The organism is Clostridium sp. ZS2-4 (genome assembly GCF_026719745.1).
In the GTDB taxonomy this organism is placed as follows: Bacteria; Bacillota; Clostridia; order Clostridiales; family Clostridiaceae; genus Clostridium_H.
On record NZ_JAPPRQ010000027.1, the window covers coordinates 110,383 to 132,226 of the forward strand.

Below are 21,844 nucleotides of genomic sequence, written 5' to 3' on the forward strand. Positions count from 1 at the left end.
CCATTTACATTTATTTGTAAAATTGATTTATATAGTTTTTCACATCACTTCTTGTTCCTCTAAATGGACCTGGTTTCTCCATCTTTAAGGATACTAATGCTGCTGCATAAATCACAGCTTCTTTTATATCTTTCTTAAGTCGTTCTGTAATATAAGCACTAAAACAAGTATCCCCTCTTCCAGTTCTTCCCGATAAATTTCTAGGTTTTAAAGGCGCAGTATAAAATTCTTTACCATTATATATAAGAACATCTGTATTATAAGTAATCATTATTTCTTTAGCTCCCCATCCATACAGAATTTTTGCAGCTTCCTTTCTATCTGCATATCCAGTCATAATTTCAGCTTCTGCAGCATCAGTTTTTTAAAAATCAATATATGGCAAATAATCTCTTTTATTCTTCCAATCTTTAAAAATCATTTCTCCATTTGCAGCATGTCTTAAAAATCCTTGAACGTCTACTGCCACTTTCCCTTTCCTTGAAAGATATTTTATCATTTCTTCTTCATAATCTCCCACTATTAAACCTGCCAAATGATAAATTTTAGAATTTACCTCAGGCAATTCATTTATTTTAAATTGATCTGCAATACTAAGTGCGGTACAAATTCTTCTTTCTTTGTCATCTGATAAATATTCATTTCTAATTGAAGTATTTCTTTCTGTATAATCATAGTAAATATCCTCTTTAGGTATATTAAAAATATTTATTATTTCTACATCATTTTTTAGAACTTTTGTAAAGATTCCTGTTTTAACTTCTCCTGCTGCTGCCGAATAAGATGATGCAAGAACTGCACCTCCATATGTTTTACACATTTCACCTTTATAAATAATTTCATCTAATGAAATGTGTCCAATTATAAAAGTATCATAATTTTTCATATTCAAATTAATTTCCTCCATATTTTAGAATATTACTAACTATATGCTTGTACACTTTTAAAAATTCCTTGAATGCTTAGAATAGAAACTTAAATATGAACATATGCCAAAAAACAAAAATGAACAGAGAAAATTGATTCTCTGTCCATTTTTTATGCTTTAACTTTTACTTTCTTCTCAGCACGTCTTCTTAAAACGTCTACATAAACAGCACCAATAATAACAAGACCTATTGCAACTGTTTGTAAGTCAGCAGATACACCTAAAAGGTTCAAACCATTTCTTAAAACTGAAATTATCATGGCACCAATTAAAGTTCCCCAAATTGTACCTGCACCACCCATGAATGATGCTCCACCTATAATACAAGCAGCGATAGCATCCAAGTCAAAATCAAGACCTGCAAGTGGAAATGCTGCATTAACTCTACCTACTAATACCAAACCAGCAAGACCTGCCATTGTACCACATAATGTATAAACTATAACTAATGTTTTATTAACATTTACACCTGATAATCTTGCAGCTTCTGAGTTACTTCCTACTGCATATATATGTCTGCCTTGAGCAGTTCTATTTAAAAATATATGATAGCCAATAAATACCATTATTACTAATATGAAACTTACAGGTACAGGACCTAAAAATTCAGATCCTAAAAATTGAACTGCTTTAGGAAATCCTGATATAGGGGATGCTGCTGTAACCATAAGCGCAAGTCCTCTAGCTACATTTTTCATACCTAAAGTTGATATAAATGGATGTGGAAGATGTAATTTTGTAAGTAACAATCCATTAATTAATCCTAAGAAAGCTCCACAACCTATACATAAAATCATAGCCAAGAATGGATTAACTCCTGCTCTCAAAGCTACACCCATAACACATGTTGACAATGCTAACATAGAACCAACAGAAAGATCGATTCCTGCTGTTAATATTGCAAGAAGCATACCGGAAGCGATTAAACTGTTAATAGCTGATTGTCTAGCAACATTCATAATATTTTTAAAGGTACAGAATTGAGGTGATGCGATTGTCAAAATTACACAAAGCAGTATCAATCCTAATAAAGGTCCAAATTTACTAATTATATCTCTTAATGATTTTTCATTTTTTTCCACTGTAAATCTTTCATTTTTCATTTCAGTATTTTGCATATAACTTCCCTCCTTAATTACTTGCTGTAGCAGCCTTCATAATATTTTCCTGACTTAAATCGTCTCTTGGTATTTCACCGGTTAGCTTTCCTTCACTCATCACTATTACTCTGTCACTCATTCCGATTACTTCTGGCAGTTCTGATGAAATCATAATTACTGCAACTCCTTGTGAAACCAGCTTATTCATAATATTATAAACTTCTACCTTAGCACCTACATCTATACCTCTGGTAGGTTCATCGAATATAAATATATCTGCATCTGTATTAAGCCATTTTCCTATAACTACTTTCTGCTGATTTCCTCCACTTAACTGACCAGCTAAAAATGAAGGATTCGGCGGACTAATTTTTAACTTTCTAATATTCTCCTCTGCTGATTTTTTTATTTCTTTTAAATTTAATAATCCATTCTTTCTAAATTTAGCATAACAACTTATTGACATATTAAAATCTATAGTGTTCTCAAGTATCAAGCCTTGACTCTTTCTATCCTCCGTTAAAAATGCTATACCATTATTCATAGCATCTGTCGGTGATTTTATTTTGGCTTTCTTACCTTTTATATAAACCTTACCATCATCTATTGGGTCAGCACCAAAAATTGCTCTAACAACCTCTGTACGACCTGCTCCAACAAGTCCTGCCATACCTAATATTTCTCCTCTTCTAAGGTTAAAACTAATATTTTCAAAAACACCTTCTCTTTTTAAATTTTCAACTCTTAATACTTCTTCTCCAATTTCAGTTTTTATTTTAGGAAATTGCTGCTCTAAACTCCTACCTACCATCAACCTAATTAATTCATCTTCTGTTAATTCTTCAATATTTAAAGTTTTTATTTTCTTTCCATCTCTCATTACAGTAACCCTGTCACAAATTTCAAAAATCTCTGGCAGTCTATGCGATATGAAAACAACAGCTATTCCTTTTTCTTTTAATCCTCTTATAGTTTTCATAAGTTCCCTTACTTCTCTTTCACTTAAGCTTGAAGTAGGCTCATCCATAATTAATAACTTAGTATCTATACAAAGAGATTTAGCTATTTCAACCATCTGCTGATGTCCCATTCCAAGCTCAGCAATATTCATTTTAGGATCTATATTTTGTCCAAGTTCTTTAAGCAACATTCTGGCTTTTTCAGTCATTGTCTTTATATCAAGCATTCCTTTTTTATTGTTAGTTTTTATTTCTCTACCCATAAATATATTGTCAACAACTTTTAAGTCCGGCATTATATTAAGTTCTTGATAAATAGCATTTATACCTAACTCCATAGCATACTTTGGACTTTGGATAACTGTTTCCTTTCCTTCTACAAATATTTTTCCAGCATCATTTTTATATGCACCAGTTAATATTTTTATTAAAGTAGATTTTCCAGCTCCATTTTCACCGATTAAGCCATGAATCTCTCCTGGTTGTATTTCTAAATCTATAGAATCAAGTGCCTTAACTCCTGGAAATACCTTAGAAACACCCTTTAACTCAATAAGTGGTTGTTTCATTTAAACCACCTCCGTTTTCTTCCTTTATAATAGTAATCATAATATTTACTTTATTTAATAAATCACTTTACAAGTTTTTTATTTATATATAAGTTGCAAAAATACTATTCTTGGTAATTGCAATATATATCCTAATTACTTGTAAAGTGACTTATATTCCCACTTTCTCTATTCTACTTACCTAATATCTTATTTAAATCTTCTTGAGCTTTCTTAACATTTGCCTTATCTATCAAGCTTGTTCCAGTATCTATTCTAGCATCAATTTTCTCTCCTTTAGCAACTTTAACAGCCGCTTCTACACCTGATTTACCCATGTTATATGCATTTTGTGCAACTGTTGCAGTAAGTTCTCCTGCTTTAATAGATTTTAATGCATCTGGAGAACCATCAAATCCAACAACTAGAACGTCTTTTTTGTTTGCTTGTTTAAGAGCTCTAACTGCTCCTAAAGCCATCTCGTCATTTGAACAGAATACAGCTTTTACATTAGAATGTATTTGAAGAAGATTTTCCATTACTGTCATAGCTTTATTTCTATCACTATCTGCAGGCTGAATTTCTATAAGCTTTAATCCTGCTGCTTCTATTTCTTCTTTTGCTCCATTTACACGTTCATCATGTGTAACATCCCCAAGCGCCCCTCTTATAAAAACAATTTCAGAACCTTTTTCAATTTTTTCTCCTATATATTTACCTGCCATTTTTCCACCAGCAACATTACCTGTTCCTATAAATGACTTTTTCTTATCCCATTGAGCATCAGTATCTATTAAAAGTACAGGTATTTTCTCTTCATCAGCTTTATCAAATGAAGTTATTGCTGCACTTGGTTGAGATGGTGATATAACTAGCGCAGATACATTTTTTGTTATTTGATCTTCCATCATAGAAGTTTGTCCCATAATATCAGTTTCAGCATTAGGCCCTATTACTTCTATTTTTACACCTAATTTCTTAGCTTCATCTAGAGCACCTGCTTGAACTAATTTCCAATAATCACTATTAAGTGTTTTTAAAACAACTCCTATAGTAACTTCTTCTGATTTTTTTTCAGCACCTGCATCTTTACCAGCAGTTGCAGTACTTTTATTTCCACACGCTACAAATGATGAAGCTAACATAGTAGAAATGATAACTGTTCCTAATATTTTTTTAATTTTCATTAAATAATCCCCCTCATCCTTTTTTTCATTTTTTATTACTTATAATAACTTTGGCTATGATCTTATTAAATTTCCTCCTTTTTTATTTTTTGTATTAACTTTATAAGAATTACATAAGACCAAAATTTTTAACCATTTTTTAATCTTATGTTAATAATTAACTTGTAGCAGTAAAAAGGATTTTTTCTTTTTTCATAGAATAAATAATAAATGTATTTTCTTCCATAAGATATAATATTTTGTAACCAACCACACATTTATATTATAAAAATTTTCTGAATTTTTCAATTTTTATCTTTTACTATTTGTTTAATTTTTAAATATTTTTACTGTTTGAATATTAATAAATTGTTTAAATCCTATTTAGCTTTTCTTATACATATATTGTAATTACTTTATTTTTTAACCATTGTAATCGATGGAGTTTATTAACTACTCTACTACTTTAAAAGGGTGATAAAATGAAATTAAAAAAAGATTTGTTTTTAAGATTTAATTTGAATAGTACATTTACAAAGCTTATAAGTTCATATTTGATTATAGTTTCTATTATTTTATGTATAGCTTCATTAACTTTTTATACAAATTACAAAAGATTGATTGTTGAGCAAGGGAATGATTCTTCATCAATAACTTTACATCAGGCAGATTATTATACTAATTTTAATTTGAATTGGGCTAAATCTTATCTTTATGAGTTGTACCTTGATGATAACATTCATAATTTAATGTATTCTTCATCTTCAAAACTTAAAGAGTCTGCACTAGCTAAAATAAGACATATACATTCTCTATCTTATAGCATTGATTCTATATTTGTTTTTAATAAATCTGATAATAAGTTTTATTCTTCTTTAGATGCAAATTTGCAGCCTAATTATGATAATGTCATGAGAAATATACTTATAAAGAAAAAAGAAACTTTTAGCTCTAATTTTATTGCAAATAAAATTAGACTTACCTCTACTGAAGGTACTGTAACAGCTAAAAATATTCTTTCTGTGGTTTTATCCAATGTTTCAATTTCTAACAATACTCTACCTGATGGAGCAATCATCCTAAATATTAATGCTGATATACTTGGAAAGTATTTTAAACAGAACTATGAAATTGACAATACTCTATTTGCAATCAATGAAAAAGGAGAAGTGATTTTTAATTCTATTCCTGGCAAGTTTTTATGCAATATTTCTAATAAAGATTACATAGAATCCATACTTAACTCACATAAATCAGAAGATAGTTTTACTATTTCTCTAGATAATAAAACTTATTTTATTACATATGCAACTTCCAAAAATAATGATTTAAAATTTATCAATATTATTCCTTATGAAGATTTGTTGGGAAAAGTAAAAAAATCAATGAATACATTAATATTTCTATCTTTAATCCTATTTTCTATTGGAATTGTACTTGCATATATTATGTCAAATAAAATATATGCTCCAATAAATGAAATACTCTCTCAGCCCGCCAGTTTGAAAAGGTTATCATTAGATGAGATAGTCTTTATAAGAAAACGATTCTTAAAAGATTTACTACTAAATGACACAAAAAACATCAGTGATTATAATACTAAATTTAATGAATTAGACATTAATATAGATATGGAACATCTTATTGTTATACTTTTTAAAATTGATTCACTTGAAATTTTTTACAATAAGTATTCACTGAAAAATGATAGACGTTTAATTAGATTTGGAATAAAAAATATAATAACAGAAATATTTTTAAATAAATATAATACTGAAACTATAATTATAGACAATACTGTAGCTGCAATTTTAAGCATAAAACAAGAAATAAATAGCCATATATTTGAAAATATAATCAACAGTATTAAAGATATTCAAACCATCACATATGACAATTTAAATATTTCTTTATCTTCCAGTATAGGAGATTTTGCTAAAACTATTTCTAAAATATCCAAATCATATAGTAGTTCGAAAAAATATATTAACTATACTTTCAAATATGGTCCAAACTCCATATTATATAAACACAAAATTTTTGATGATATTAATACCAAATATAACTATGATGAGAATATGGAACATGCTCTTTTTGAAGCTATTAAGCTAGGTAAAATAGAGAAAGTAGAAACTCAACTTAATAAAATGTTTAATGAAATATTGAAATATTCTTACGATGATATGATATTATTTATAACTAATTTGGCTATTAATTCTGAAAAACTAATTAATAATCTATGCAATATAAACAATGAAAATTTCTGTACTAATATAAATAATTTTATTCATAATTTGAATGCATTTGAAACAATTGAAGATACAAAAGTTTGGTTATTAAACCTATATAAAAGTGTTATTGATAAATTAACTAAAAAAAAGCTAAATAAAACAAATATATTAATAACTGATGTTAAAAAATATATTCATAATAATTTTTCTAATCCGTCACTCTCAATAGAAGAAATTAGTGATCACTTTAATATATCTACTAATTATTTAAGGTCAATTTTTAAAAGTACTGCTGGCAAGTCAATTTCAAAATACGTAGCTGACTATAGGTTTAATGAAGCTAAAGCCTTATTAAATACTACTGATTTACCAGTTATTCAGATATCTACTAAAGTTGGTTATAATAACAGTAATTATTTTTATACTGCTTTTAAAAAGACTTATGGAATTTCTCCAGCCCAATATAGAAATATAAATAAAGCAAAGTAATTTGATAAAAAAGCATGAAACCCAGCATATAGCTGAAAATTTCATGCTTTTTTATATTAATCTAAAAATTTATTTATTGCATTCAAACCAAGCTTTTCATATTTATTAAATAACTCCAATAAATTAGATGCTATTTTCTTTGCTCCACCATTGGAATCTGATTCTATATTTAAAGGCATTACTGGGTCATGTAAAGATAACCGTAATAAGAACCAGCCATCCCCGGATTCTTTATTTACTGCAACACGTATTCCTTCATAATTATCAGGTACTATGTTCCATCCCTCTTTTGTCTTCACATATTCTTCTAAGTCCTGGATTATTTTGTTGCCATAAGTTTTGAAGTCTTCACACTTTATCTTCATTCTAAACTCAAAGCTTTCAAGAGGTTCTCCCAATTCTTTGATAAGACTATGTAAAGATTTGTTTTGCTCCAACTTAAGCTTAGCCATTTTTATTAAAATTTTAGCTACTAAATAAGCACCATCATCAAGAAAATAATTTTCTTTTAAAGCTGCATGTCCTGATGTTTCTATGGCAAGATAGCTTTCCTTACCTTCTTTATTTAAGCGGATTGCTTCATTTATAACATTCTTATATCCTCTCTTGAAACGGTGATGAACTCCACCAAGCTTTTCTTCAATAAATTCTTTTAATCCGTTAGATGTAATAGAATCTGTAACAACAGTTGAATTTGGATGTACTTCTAATACAATAGCTGATATTAAAGCTATCAAACGATTTCTGTTGATTTCATTACCTTCACTGTCTACTACAGCAGCACGGTCTACATCTGTATCAAATATAATACCTAAATCTGCTTTATTATCTAAAACAGCTTCTTTAATAGATTCCATGGCTTCTTTTTCTTCTGGATTTGGAATATGGTTTGGAAATCTACCATCAGGCTCAATAAATTGACTTCCTTCAGTATTTGCTCCTAAAGGTTTTAAAACCTTTTCTGAAAAAAATCCTCCAGCACCATTACCAGCATCAACAATTATTTTAAAATCTCTAAGAGGTTTTAATTTGTCCACAGGATCATTGACACCTTCTCTTATTTTATTTACCAAAATATCAGCATATACAGATATAAAATCTATTTCTTTAACTTCTCCTTTATTCTGTACCTTTGTGAAATCATTTTTTTCAGCTATAGATAATATATCTATAATATCTTCTTTTTCAACTCCACCTTCCTTTGTAAAAAATTTGAATCCATTTCTGTTGAAAGGAAGATGACTTGCAGTTATCATAATTGCACCATCTGAATTGTGTTCTTCTAAAGCTGTAGTCATAAACATAGCTGGAGTAGATGCCATACCACAATCATAAACATTGCAGCCTAAACCAGTAAGCCCACCTATTACTGCTCTTTTTAGTTCTGGTGCCGAAATTCTAGAATCAGTACCTATAGACACTTTTAGTTCATTAATATCCTTTTTCTTTTTTCCTGACAACCATGTCCCAAAGGAAGCGCCTAATATGTTAGCCACTTCTTCCGTTAGATTGACTTTTTCACCTTCAACGCCTTCCAATGCAACTCCTCTTATATCTGTTCCATTTCTGAGTTTTTCCCAATTCACACTCATGTTAATCCCCTCCTTACGCTTATGTTAATCAATTTTAACTTAGTACAACCAAATTATGAGATAAATTATATTTTACTATATACTTCTGAACAATATTTTCACCTTACACATTAATTTTCATAATGTTCTTTATTTTGATTTAATTATTATACTAAATAATCATATCATTGCATATAGTTAAAGTTATTTTATTTACAGAAATATATATTACAATTATCAATACTCATTATTCAATGATCAATTTATGAAAAAATCTTGGATAAAACTTTAATACAATGAATAGTATTTATTGTAACTTATATACATTTATAAATCATATTTTTATTTTAACACATTTTTACATTTTTGGAATAACAATATTGTTTTTATAATTTTATTCTGAAATAAAAAGAACAATGCATCACTACATTGTTCTTATCTAAATCATTTATTCATTATCTTTGTTTGAATTTATTTTAGCTTTATATATTCTTCTCTTATCTAAAGAATAAATACTGCTTGAAAATTCTCCTTCTTTTGTTTCGCCAAGAGCCTTATTCATATCATACAGACTTGCATCTAGTATGTCTAAATAGTGAAGAAGCTGTGCCTCTGGAATCATAGGTTTTTTAGGACTTCCATATTCAGCTTCGTAGTGGTGAGATAAAATCATATGCTGTAAAAGCATTGCAACTTCCTTATCTGCTCCAACCTTTTCTGCTGCTGACTCAATCCTTTTAATTCCTTCAATTATATGTCCAAGCAATTGTCCTTCTACTGTATAATCACTTACAATACCAAGCTCACTGGCATCCATTTCATCAATCTTTGCCATATCATGCAGTATGATTCCTCCATAAAGCAAATCAGTATTTATGAATGTATATATTTCACTTAGCTTTTCTCCTGCTCTAAGCATTGTAGTTGTATGATATAAAAGTCCTGACCTTACAGCATGGTGATTTTTCTTAGCAGCAGGATAGTGCATAATTTTTTCACCTTTTTCATCTATAATAGTTTCCACTATTTTTCGTATATCTTCATTTTCAATTTTTAAAATGTACTTTAACATTTCCTCGTACATTTCCTCTGCCGAATACGGTGCTGCTGGAACAAAATCAGCTACATTCACTTTATCGTGTTTATTTGTAAGTCTTATCCTATCTATTTTAAACTGCATATTGCCCTGCCATACTGCAACACTGCCTCTTACTTTTATAAGAGTATTAGGTATATAATTTTCTTCATCTCCTTCGTTGTAATTCCAGTACTTTGCATTAATATCTCCTGTTTTATCGCTTATAGTAAAATCAAGATATTTTTTGCTATTGCTCGCTGTTCTACACTCCGCACTTTTTATAATAAAAAATCCATCGATTTTATCATTAACCTCAAATTCTGATATGTGCTTAACTAATATGTCCATTGTAAAGCTCCTTTCCTAAATCTTTGTCTCAATATCATTATAAAACAAATACAAATATTTTTCTTTAACTTTCTTTCCAGTTATCTCTTCAATAGCTCTTTTATAATACTCTAACTGTACTTTATACTTTTCTTTTGCCTTTTCCAATTCTCCATCCTTAATGTAATCTGTTTTATAATCTACAAGTACAACTCCGTCCTCTTCTTCAAAATAACAGTCTATTATTCCTTGCAGCATAATATACTCATTATGGTATTTTCCCTTTGGCAATTCATTATATACCTCTGTGGCCTTTAACTGTATGTGAAAAGGAATTTCTCTATAAACTTTTTCAGCATTCAACATTCGTTTACCAATATTTGAATTAAAAAAATTTATTATTTTACGGACATCAACGCACGCTCTCTGTTCAGGTGTAATAAGCTCTTTTCTTACCATATCATCCATTTGAGTTTTAATTTGTTCTTCTGACAGTTCTTCCTTATAATCAAGCTTTTGCATAACAGCGTGGACAGCAGTACCTTTTTCCGCTCCCGTTAGCTTTCTGTTTTTTTCTAGAAAAGCAGGCTTTTTAACAAGCTTAGGTGCATACATTTTCTGAGAATAATCCTCATAAAGTTCTGCATCCTTCATTCTTTTAAGCTCTGTAACAGTAAACAGAGTTGGAAGCTTTGAGGCTTCTATATAATCATATTTCCATTCTAATCTTCTTTTAATTTCTTCATAATATTTGCTATGTTCTTCCATACTATCTACTTCTTCTACTTCTTCTAAACCTTCTTTTTCTTCTATACCAGTTGCTATTTCACTTTTTTTATATAAGCTTATATCCCATTTTGCATCATCCCCAATAAGCTTACTAACCATATACTCTTCTATTCCTGCTGCTTCTCTAAGTTTCTCTCCATTTTTGTGCCTCATTATTACTGGACAAATCCAATCCAGATAATTTTTTGCTCTTAACATTTCGTACTCTGGAAGCTTCTCATCATCGCTATCTATAGCATAGGACCATTTGTGAGCATACTTTTCAATGTCTTTTACAGCTCCTGTCATTATAAGCTTTTCCTTGGCTCTTGTTAGTGCTACATATAGTATTCTCATTTCTTCTGACAGACTTTCCATTTTAATTTTCTTTTTAAGCGCCTGCTTCAAAACAGTATTGTAAGTAATTCTTTTGTTTATATCTACAAAATCAGGACCATATCCAAGCTCTCCATGGAAAAGAACCTTTTGATTCAAATCCTGCATATTGAAGCCTTTGCCTAAGGCTGATAAAATTACAACTGGAAATTCTAATCCCTTACTCTTGTGAATACTCATTATTCTAACTACATTTTCATTTTCTCCAAGTATCTTGGCACTTCCCATATCGCCACTGCTTATCCTCAGCTTATTTATAAAATTTATGAAGTTAAATAAGCCTTTATAGCTTGTTTGCTCATACTGCCTAGCCCTTTGAAACAGTATTCTAAGGTTTGCCTGTCTTTGAACTCCGCCATCCATAGCTCCTACATAGCCATAGTAACCAGTATCCGTATACAAATACCATATGAATTCATCTATTGACATATGTATAGCTTTATCTCTCCAAACATTAAGTCTTACTAAAAAAGCAGCGCATTTTCTTTGAAGTTTGCTCTTTTCCTCTTCCTTAGCCATAATTTTAAAAACATCAAAAAACTCTGTATCCTTATCCTTAAGTCTTATATCAATAAGCTCCTCAGGAGTAAAAGAAGCAATAGGTGAACGAAGTACAGCAATAAGAGGAATATCTTGTCTTGGATTATCAATTATTTGAAGCAAAGACAGCATTGTTTTGATTTCTAATGTTTCAAAATATCCACTTCCTGTATCCGCATAAGCTGGTATGGCATTTTCTTTTAACTCCTCCATAAATACAGGCGCCCATTTAGATGTACTTCTTAGAAGTATAACTATATCCTTATATTCAACCTTTCGATATTCCTTTATATCATTGTCAAATATCTTGAAAACTTCTCCATTTTTAGGATTTACAAGCTCATTTATTCTTTGTACTACCATTCTTGCTTCCATTTGAATATTGCTCGGTACTTCTTCCTCTTCCCCCTGAGAATTCAAATCTTCTTCTTCATTTAAGCCAGTATTTTTCTCTAAAATATGAAGCTCAATCTTCCCTCCAACCAGAGCATTTTCATCAGGACATTCCACATAATCTGCCCCTAAATTTAAAGCTTCCTTTTCATCATATTCAAGTTCTCCAACATTTACAGACATTATCTGCTTGAATATAAAGTTAACAGCATCTAGTATTTCCTTTCTACTTCTGAAATTCTTAAATAAAGTAATTTTTCTCTCTGTTTCCCCTTCTTCAAAAGGATAGGAGTTATATTTATTTAAAAATATTTCTGGTTTTGCCTGCCTAAAGCGATAAATACTCTGCTTTACATCCCCAACCATAAATACATTATTGTTTCGTCCATTAACTTCATCTTTTTGGGCTATAGCATTTACTATAGCTTCCTGAACATCATTACTGTCCTGATATTCATCAACTAGTATTTCTTCGTACTTATCTCTAAGCTTTAAAGCAGCCTTCCCTGGAATAACTTCCCCATTTTCATTTTTTTCCGTAAGTATCTGAAGACAAAAATGTTCAAAATCATTAAAATCTATAATTGCTCTTTCTCTTTTGGCCTTTGCATATCTATCAATAAATTCTATTACAAGATTAGAAAGCTCCCTCATAATTGGATAAAGTTCTATTAAATCAAGGGTTGTCTCATGACTTCCGTAGGTTACTGCCTGTTTTTTCAGATCCTCAATGCTCTTTTTAGCCTTGTTTCTTATCTCTTTAACCTTCTCCTGAGTATCCTTATCCTCACATTTTTTGCATGCCTTTAATCTTTTAAAACTAACTTTTTCAAATTCATCATATAAATTGTCCCAAGAGCTTTTGCAAGCTGATATCAAATCCTGAATCATATGAACTTCATCAAGAAAATTTTCTTCGTAAGGCTCCAAACCTTCAGTATTTCTTATAATGTTATAAGCTTTCGCCATAGCTTTATGCAGCCCTTCCAGCTCAATTCTTATATCTTCCATTAAAATTTTAGCCCACTTGGATTCTCCAAATTCATAATTGACATCCACATTAAAATCTTCAGCCATTTGGTCTAATAGCTTTTGGGGATAAGGTGAGCTCATTGCAAATCTGTAAAGATCAAGAACTAAATTTTGAAGAGTCATATCATCCTTATTATTGCTGTAACATTCCATAAGCTTTAAAAACTCAATACTGCAGTTATCATCCTCATAAGCCTCTTCAAACATCTGCTCAAGAGTTTCTCCTTTTATAAGAATAGTCTCCGTATCATCACCAATTCTAAAACTTGGGTCTATATCTATATGATGAAAGTTGTTTCTTATAACCTCAAGACAGAAAGAGTGCATTGTGGTAATACTGGCTTTATTCAAAAGAGTAAGCTGTCTTTGAAGCTGTCTTGATTTTGGATGTTTTTTAAGCTCCTCACTAATAGCCTTCGCTATCCTCTCCTTCATTTCTGATGCCGCTGCATTGGTGAAGGTTACAACTAATAATCTATCTATATCAATAGGCTTTGTAGGATGTGTTATCATTTTTATTATTCTCTCAACAAGTACCGCTGTCTTCCCTGAACCAGCCGCAGCCGCTACAAGTAAATTACATCCATGAGTATCAATAGCAGCCTGCTGTTCTACAGTCCACTTCACATCTCCCACTTACTTCACCTCCCCATTCTTCTTACTTACTTCATCTTCCTTCTCATACTTTATCTTATATTCATTTTCCAGTTCTTCCTTTTTATCTTCTTTATCAAGAAGCTGCCAAATCTCTTCATCCTTCTTATCATTTATAACCTTATATCCATTTCCATCAAAGCTGTCATCAAATTGACATACAGCAGAATACATACAGAAGCTGCAAGCATCTGTTTTTGTACCTTTAAATGGTTTTACCTGTATATCTCCATTAAGCATTTCTTCACAAGTTCTAACCAAATTACTTTTAACATGCTCTCTTAATTTCTTAAACTGCTCTTCTGTTCCTACTGAAGATTTTCCTAAAGTATCTCCTTTATTTATTCTAGCTGGAATTATTAAAGAAGACCCTTCAATTTTTCTGTCCATTTCCTTTATTATATCTACATCAGCAAGAAGAAGTCCCTTCATCTTTAGAGCCTTCATTATTTCCTTTTCTATTTCTTCATCAGATAGACCTCTGCTTCCCTTTATTATAGGATCATCAATTTTAAAATATAACACTCCTCCTGGAAGTGCAGGATCTTTTTCATTTATTTCTTTATTACTAAGAATAGCGTCCAAATAAGTTAATAGCTGAATTTGAAGTCCATAGTAAACATCTGACAGCTTAAACTCCTTATTTCCAGATTTATAATCGACGATTCTGTAGTAATCTTTTTCCTCCAAATTTAATTTATCTACTCTGTCTATTCTTCCAATTAGCTTAACCTTCTCTCCACTTGAAAGTTCAATAGTTATTGGAGGATAGGTTCCTCTGTCACCAAATTCAACTTCATATCCAATAGGCTGAAAGCCACTTCTTTTCATATGCTCTACTATAACCATAATAGTTTTAATGAGAACCCTTTTTAATCTTTCTGTAAAATATCTATATCTTGGAGAGCTGTTGAAAATTGAACTGGCATCCTCTTTTATTCTTTTATCAACAATATCATTAACAGTATCTACACACCATTTTTCATCTATATCAAACCAATTTATCGAATTTTTATCCACAATCTTTGAGAACTCATCAATCACATTGTGCATAAATGTACCTAAATCCGGTGGATTAAGTTTAAAAATTCTTCTATCCTTTGCTTTAAGTCCATATTGTACATAGTAAGCAAAAGGACACTGCTCATACTTTTCAAGCCTTGAAACACTGAAATATAGTTTTTCTCCATATAGCTTTCTTATTTTTTCTTTGCTTATTAATTTAATGGAATTATCATAGGATGCCGCTGAGAAAATAATCTTACACTTATCTCTCCATTTCTTTTTCTCACTTTTAACTTCTTCACTATCTTCTTCTTCATCCTTGCTACAGTAAAAGCTGTACACATCACTCCAAAGAGGACTTTCTTTTACATCATCGTTATCCTTTCTCAAAACAGAAACAAGCTTATTAAAGGTAGGAACCTTTCTTGAAACCAGCTCTAAACTTTTATCGTCATCCTTCTCTTCAATTACATCACTTTCTTCTATAATATTAGGAAAAAGTGATTTCAACCTTGATATTATTATAGAAGGTCTCATAGCCTTTCCTTCATAGTCAGCTATTGGATAGCAAATATTCAAGGATTCTCCTGCCATAGTCAAAGTTTTATATATCAAAAACTGTTCCTGAAAGGTCTTTGACTTGGTATCCTCAGCAAGCTCAATATTTAACTTTCTCAATTTATCTCTGTCACCATCTGTAAGTATTCCCTCTTCATTGACTGTTGTAGGGAAAACACCGTCATTTACCCCTAAAATATAAAGTGCCTTTACAGTATGACTTCTAACCCTCTCTACACTTGAAACTAAAACCTCATCAAGCGAAGTTGGAATAAGACCCATTTTATGCTCTCCAAAGCCTATATGTATAAGCTTTACAAATTCCTTAAGCTCAAGCTTTTCTTCCTTAAATACCTCTACAATCTGGTCAAGAAGTTCAATAACCATATTCCAAATTTGACTATATTCATTTACAAGTTCTTGCCTTCCCTCTTCTTTAAATCTTTCAACCCATTTTTCTATGGTTTCATTAACCTTTATATTGCACAAGAAATCATAAAGTGCTGTGCATATTTCCTCTGAACTTTTCTTGCCTTTTAATTTATCAGAGAATTTAATCAAAGGAGAAACCACATTTTCTCTTATTATATTTACCTCATCTATAAGCTCCACTCTTCCATAAAGCCACTGCTCCTGCCATTTGTTTTTTCCTCTAATTCCATAAGCCATAACATAGTTTTCCAAAACATCTATGTCCTCATTATCAATACCCATAAGACCAGTCTTTAAATATCTAAACACAGATTCATAGGACCAGTTTTTGTTGAATATTTCTATAACTGAAGTTATAAGCACAATTAAAGGATTGTCATCGATTTCTTTTTTCTTATCTATAAAGCATGGAATTTCATATTCATAAAATATGGTTTTGATTATCTTCTCGTAGGAATTCAAATCTCTTGTTATTACAGCTATGTCTCTAAATCTTAATCCCTTGTCCCTAACCATTTCAACTATTTCTCTTGCAATTTTTTCAACTTCTGAATATGGATTTAGCGCTCTTATTATTTTTATGTTTTCTGTCTTTTCAGTATAAGGCTTATATGGATATTTAAAATAATTGCTTTCCAAAAATCTAACTTCTTCATTTTCCCCAAATCTGTCCAATTTATTATTTTGTAAAACAACAGCCTTCTCTATAGCAAAATTATTATCTTCTGCAATTCTTAGTATCCTTTGCTCCGTGTTTTTTACAGGGGCAAAAACATCTGTACTGTCAAATTCTCTTCCATAATCCATACATAAGGTTATATTTACTTTCTTAGATTTTTTTATAAGCTTTTCAATAATCTTATATTGCTGTGGAGTAAAGGAACTAAACTCATCAATCCATATTTCTGCATCATCCACCATATGTGATTCGTCTATTTTTGCATAAAGCATAGTAAGGTCGTCTTCATTGTCTATATAGTTTTTGTGAAGTTCCTCTTCAAATTGGATAAAAATTTTACTTATATCCTCTATTTTATCTTTTAAAACATCATCATCTTCCAAGTTATTCATTACTGCCTGAAACTCTAATGGATTTATGTCATATCTTTTTAACTCTGTTATTATGTCTGAAACAGTATTAACAAATCCCTGCTGGTTTGAAGCAGCAGCAAAAACCTTAAATTCATCTTTTATTTTATTCATTATATTAAAAATAAGCATACATTTTCCTGCAGAGTCCATGTGCTGACGGGTAGCCCCTCCAACCTCATTGAATACCTTGTATGCCATTCTTTCAAAACTAGTTACCTCAACATTTATAATTCCAGTTCCATTAATCTTCTCTACCACATTTTTCTCAGCCTGAAAGGAATACTGCTCAGGAACAATCAACAGCAATGGATTTTTCTGACCACTTTCTAATTTCTTTTTTATCTGTTCTACGCAATAATGGCTCTTTCCACTTCCAGATCGTCCATAAATGAATCTTAAGCTCATAATTTTTTCACCTGCTTCGCCTTTATTATCTATAATTTTAGACTAATTATCGAACATTTATTCTTATATAATTATAACATAAATGCCAGAAATATTTTAAACAGTATTTTGTATCAACTTGGTTTTTTATGGTTTTATTCAAATATATGTAATATAATATTGTTTAAGTTCTTTGAATAAAATTGTAAATAGAATTTGGTAAAATTAAAACAATAATATCGTTAACAAAGGAGACGTTGGTTTGATTAAAGAAAATGAAATTATTCACGAAATAGTATCTAAGTTCAAAAATTTTAAACAAGTTGAAGGAATAACATTAGCCGGATCAGTCGCATTTAAAACAGAAGATGAAAATTCTGATATAGATATAGATGTATATATAAATAATGAGCTTCCTCCAAGTGAAAGAGAAAAAATAGCTAGAGAATTTTCTGATTGCATAGAAATAGATAATCAATTCTGGGGTACTGGGGATGAATGGAAGTTAAGAAACTCTGTAAAAGATATAGATATTATTTATTTAGATATGCAGTGGATAAAAGACTATCTGGAAAGAGTAATTGATAGATGTGATGCTGTGGTAGGTTATTCAACTTGTTTTTGGCATAATGTTATCAATTCAAGGATTATATATGACAAAAATGGTGAATTGTCTAAACTTCAAGAAAGATATACAGTACCCTATCCTAATAAATTAAAAGAAAATATAATAGCCAAAAATTATCCTGTATTAAGAAATAATATGTCAGCATACTATTATCAAATTGAAAAAGCAATTAAGCGAAAGGATTTAATCAGTATAAACCATAGAACAGCAGCCTTGTTAGCAAGCTATTTTGATATTATATTTGCAATAAATGGAATGCCTCATCCTGGTGAGAAAAAACTATTAAAAATAATAACTAACAACTGCAAAAAGGTGCCATTTAATATGCATAAAAATGTATTGACTCTTTTAAATAGCTGTACAAGCTGTGATAATAATATACTTTTACATATAAATCAACTTATTGATAACCTTGATGAGTTATTAATAAAAGAAAATATTAATTTTTAAAAAATTGCAAATATTTTTTATATTCATTGTAATTTCGTGTAATATGATGTAAAATTATACTAAAACAGTTAACTTATTATATACCATAAAGGAGAAAAACTATGCTTTCAATACTTCATATCGATAATAATTATTTCTATAAAAGAATTATGAAAAATGCATCTATAGATCAATCCTTTAGATATTCTTCAGCAAACTGTCCTGCAGAAGCTTTTGAAATATTAGAAAATGATTCAATAGATTTAATAATAACTGCATTAGAATTTAAAGATGAAAATGGAGAAAATTTTATAAAATGTCTAAATGAAAGTAAATATAAAAGTATTCCCGTTATCGTATTGACATCAAATGATGGTATTGAATCTAAGAAAAAAATGTTTGAATTAGGCGTAATAGATTACCTATTGAAAGATACTTGTATGGATAATCTATTTATGGACATAAATAGATTTAAAACAAAAGATTCTATAGACAAAAGACTAAAAGATATTAAAATAGCTGTCTTAGATGATAGTCATTTAGAACTGGAAATAATACGAAAAATCTTTCAATTGAATAATATTACTAATGTTGATTATTATTCTAAACCAGACAAGCTTTTGAATAGTACTACTGAATATTCTTTATATTTAGTAGATTTCATTTTACCAAACATATCTGGAGAACAAGTTATACTGGAATTAAGGAAAAAATATAAATATAGCTTAATAGTTACCATGTCTTCTATAGATAATCATAAAGTAATTTCAAATATTTTATCCTCTGGAGTAGACGATTATATTATGAAACCTTTTAATGAAAATGTTTTTATGGCAAGATTAAAAGCAAATATTAGAACATTTTTATTATTAGAAGAATTAAAACTAAAAAATTCAGGACTAAAAAAGATGATAAAAATAGATGAACTAACCGAATTATATAATTATAAATATATATTTGAAAGACTAAAAGAAGAAATAGAACTGTCACTACAAGGAAACATGGAACTTTCCATAGCTATATTTGATATAGACAATTTTAAATCAATGAATGATAATTATGGTCAAGAAATAGCCGATAAAATCTTACTTGAAGTAAGTAATAAATTTAAAGAGGAATTCAAAGAAATTGGTATTTCGGGAAGATATGCCGGAAATGAATTTTTATCAATATTTCCTAAAACCAATTTGGAATTTGCCCATACTTTATCAGAACAAGTTAGAAAAAATATAGAAACCATCAAAATTAAAGGATTAGACTCTCCCGTAACAATAAGTGCAGGAATCGCCGCCTTAAATGAAGAAAATGTAATAGAATTAATAAAAAAAGCTGAGAATCATTTAAATGTGGCTAAGGGAAATGGTGGAAACAGTATAGAATCGTAAGAATGTTGCACATCAACATTCTTACGATTCTAATTTATAAAATAGTCTTAGATTAAAGAGCTTCTCTTCCTTCCTCTCCAGTTCTAATTCTTATTACATTAGACACATCATAAACAAAGATTTTTCCATCTCCAACTTGTCCTGTATTAAGTGCTTTTTTAGCTGTATCAATTACTAATTCCACTGGAACTTCACAAACTACAATTTCTATTTTTACTTTTGGAAGTAAATTAATTTCATAAGGAACCCCTCTGTAATATTCAGTAACTCCTTTTTGTGTTCCACAGCCTAAAACCTGAGTAACAGTCATACCCGTTATACCAATTTTATTTAAAGCTTCTTTTAAATCCTCAAACTTCGTATTTCTGGCAATTATATCTATTTTCGTAATCTTATCCATATAAAATCCCCCTTATAAATCAATATATGCAGATATTCCATGTTCAATTGTATCCAATCCGTCTATTTCTTCATGTCGTTCAACTCTAAGTCCTATTGTCTTTTTAATAATAGTAAAAGTAATATAAGATAGAGAAATAGCTGTTGCTGCACATATTGAAATTCCTAATGCTTGAGTTCCTAAAAGCTTAAATCCTCCACCGTAAAATAATCCTCCATCTGTTGCAAATAACCCAATAGCTAGAGTACCCAAAGTTCCGCATACCCCATGCACCGAAATGGCTCCTACTGGATCATCAATCTTCAATTTTGTATCTATATACTCAACTGATAAAATCATTATGATTCCAGCAATTATTCCAATAACTAATGCACCAACATATGAAATCATTGAAGCTCCTGCTGTTACTCCTACAAGTCCAGCTAAAGCACCATTTAAAGTAAGACCTGCATCAGGCTTTTTATATCGTAAAGTACTAAAAATCAAACTAGAGCTTGTAGCTGCTGCTCCTCCTAATAAAGTTGTAATAGCAGAATGAGCAGTAAGTGGAGATGTAATATCTAAAGTACTTCCAGGGTTGAAACCAAACCAACCAAACCATAAAATTAAAACTCCCAAAGCTCCCAACGGAATATTATGTCCTGGAATAGCATTAACTTTTTCTTTTTTATATTTACCATCTCTAGGTCCTACTAACATTGCCCCTACAAGAGCTGCAAATCCACCCACAGCATGAACGGCAGTACCTCCAGCAAAATCCCTAAATCCTAATTGACTTAAAAACCCGCCTCCCCAAATCCAATGACCAATTAATGGATAAATCAAAGTTGTAGATACAATACAGAAAATTATATAAGAAGTAAATTTTGTTCTTTCTGCCATAGCTCCTGAAACAATAGTAGCACAGGTAGCTGCAAAAATAGCTTGAAAGAAAAAGAATACTTCAAAAGAAATTCCAGCAAATGTATCTGGAGTATGCATAAGCATAAATCCATCTACTCCAAATAAATTGTGAAAATTTTTCCCATACATAATCCCATATCCTACAAGGAAAAATCCAATTACCCCAATAGATACTGTAATAAAGTTTTTCATAATAATGTTAACAGCATTTTTAGCTTGAGTAAAACCCACTTCTACCATAGCAAAACCAGCATGCATCAAAAACACAAGTATTGCAGCAATCAAAACCCACATTGAATTTAAAACATAGTTCATTTCCATAACATATCCTCCCCATTAATAATTTTAATAAATAAACAATTCAAAGCTATAAATTACACTTATATTAATTTAGCATTTGTTTTAAGCTTCAATTAACAATTTATCATTTTTTATTATTGTTTATTAT

The 21,844-nt window shown here is 30.1% G+C and carries 14 protein-coding genes; 3 read left to right on the plus strand and 11 right to left on the minus strand.

Going from position 1 to position 21,844, the window contains the following annotated elements; genetic code table 11:
• Positions 1-10: 10 nt before the first annotated feature.
• The 5 genes from OIO11_RS05115 to OIO11_RS05135 form a co-directional block, all read right to left on the minus strand.
• Entirely contained in the window at positions 11-337 is a 327-nt protein-coding gene (locus OIO11_RS05115; protein WP_268070339.1) for a hypothetical protein, read from the minus strand.
• 27 nt (positions 338-364) lie between these two features.
• Positions 365-892, minus strand: a complete 528-nt coding sequence (locus OIO11_RS05120; protein ID WP_268070341.1) for a hypothetical protein — start codon at positions 890-892, stop codon at positions 365-367.
• Positions 893-1,038: 146 nt separating this feature from the next.
• Positions 1,039-2,046 carry an ABC transporter permease gene (locus OIO11_RS05125; RefSeq protein WP_268070342.1) on the minus strand — a complete coding sequence of 336 codons (1,008 nt, stop codon included), beginning with the start codon at positions 2,044-2,046 and terminating at the stop codon, positions 1,039-1,041.
• A 13-nt stretch (positions 2,047-2,059) separates the two neighbouring features.
• Complete coding sequence (locus OIO11_RS05130; protein WP_268070343.1) at positions 2,060-3,556, minus strand: sugar ABC transporter ATP-binding protein; 1,497 nt, start codon at positions 3,554-3,556, stop codon at positions 2,060-2,062.
• A gap of 173 nt (positions 3,557-3,729) precedes the next feature.
• Positions 3,730-4,722 (minus strand): sugar ABC transporter substrate-binding protein, encoded by a 993-nt coding sequence (locus tag OIO11_RS05135; protein WP_268070344.1) that lies wholly within the window; start codon positions 4,720-4,722, stop codon positions 3,730-3,732.
• Between the two features lie 461 nt (positions 4,723-5,183).
• Between OIO11_RS05135 and OIO11_RS05140 the strand changes: the two genes are divergently transcribed.
• The gene (locus OIO11_RS05140) at positions 5,184-7,421 is read left to right on the plus strand and encodes a helix-turn-helix transcriptional regulator (RefSeq protein WP_268070345.1); all 2,238 of its coding nucleotides are present in this window, start codon (positions 5,184-5,186) and stop codon (positions 7,419-7,421) included.
• A gap of 56 nt (positions 7,422-7,477) precedes the next feature.
• Here the strand turns inward: OIO11_RS05140 and OIO11_RS05145 are convergent, their stop codons facing one another.
• The 4 genes from OIO11_RS05145 to addB all read right to left on the minus strand — a co-directional run bounded on the left by OIO11_RS05145 (position 7,478) and on the right by addB (position 17,672).
• Positions 7,478-9,013, minus strand: a complete 1,536-nt coding sequence (locus tag OIO11_RS05145) for a phosphomannomutase/phosphoglucomutase (RefSeq protein ID WP_268070346.1) — start codon at positions 9,011-9,013, stop codon at positions 7,478-7,480.
• Positions 9,014-9,440: 427 nt separating this feature from the next.
• Positions 9,441-10,418 carry a 3'-5' exoribonuclease YhaM family protein gene (locus tag OIO11_RS05150; protein ID WP_268070347.1) on the minus strand — a complete coding sequence of 326 codons (978 nt, stop codon included), beginning with the start codon at positions 10,416-10,418 and terminating at the stop codon, positions 9,441-9,443.
• 15 nt (positions 10,419-10,433) lie between these two features.
• Positions 10,434-14,162: a helicase-exonuclease AddAB subunit AddA gene (gene addA, locus OIO11_RS05155; RefSeq protein ID WP_268070348.1), complete on the minus strand. Its 3,729-nt coding sequence runs from the start codon at positions 14,160-14,162 to the stop codon at positions 10,434-10,436.
• A complete protein-coding gene (addB, locus tag OIO11_RS05160) occupies positions 14,163-17,672 on the minus strand; it encodes a helicase-exonuclease AddAB subunit AddB (RefSeq protein ID WP_268070349.1) in 3,510 nt (1,169 codons plus the stop codon).
• Positions 17,673-17,913: 241 nt separating this feature from the next.
• Between addB and OIO11_RS05165 the strand changes: the two genes are divergently transcribed.
• Together OIO11_RS05165 and OIO11_RS05170 are read left to right on the plus strand one after the other, a co-directional pair.
• Entirely contained in the window at positions 17,914-18,729 is an 816-nt protein-coding gene (locus OIO11_RS05165) for a DUF4037 domain-containing protein (protein WP_268070350.1), read from the plus strand.
• A gap of 101 nt (positions 18,730-18,830) precedes the next feature.
• Positions 18,831-20,093 carry a GGDEF domain-containing response regulator gene (locus OIO11_RS05170; RefSeq protein WP_268070351.1) on the plus strand — a complete coding sequence of 421 codons (1,263 nt, stop codon included), beginning with the start codon at positions 18,831-18,833 and terminating at the stop codon, positions 20,091-20,093.
• A gap of 52 nt (positions 20,094-20,145) precedes the next feature.
• Here the strand turns inward: OIO11_RS05170 and OIO11_RS05175 are convergent, their stop codons facing one another.
• Together OIO11_RS05175 and OIO11_RS05180 are read right to left on the minus strand one after the other, a co-directional pair.
• Positions 20,146-20,493 (minus strand): P-II family nitrogen regulator, encoded by a 348-nt coding sequence (locus tag OIO11_RS05175; RefSeq protein WP_326497922.1) that lies wholly within the window; start codon positions 20,491-20,493, stop codon positions 20,146-20,148.
• Positions 20,494-20,505: 12 nt separating this feature from the next.
• Positions 20,506-21,717, minus strand: coding sequence for an ammonium transporter (locus OIO11_RS05180; protein ID WP_268070352.1), 1,212 nt, complete (start codon positions 21,715-21,717; stop codon positions 20,506-20,508).
• Positions 21,718-21,844 lie beyond the last annotated feature (127 nt).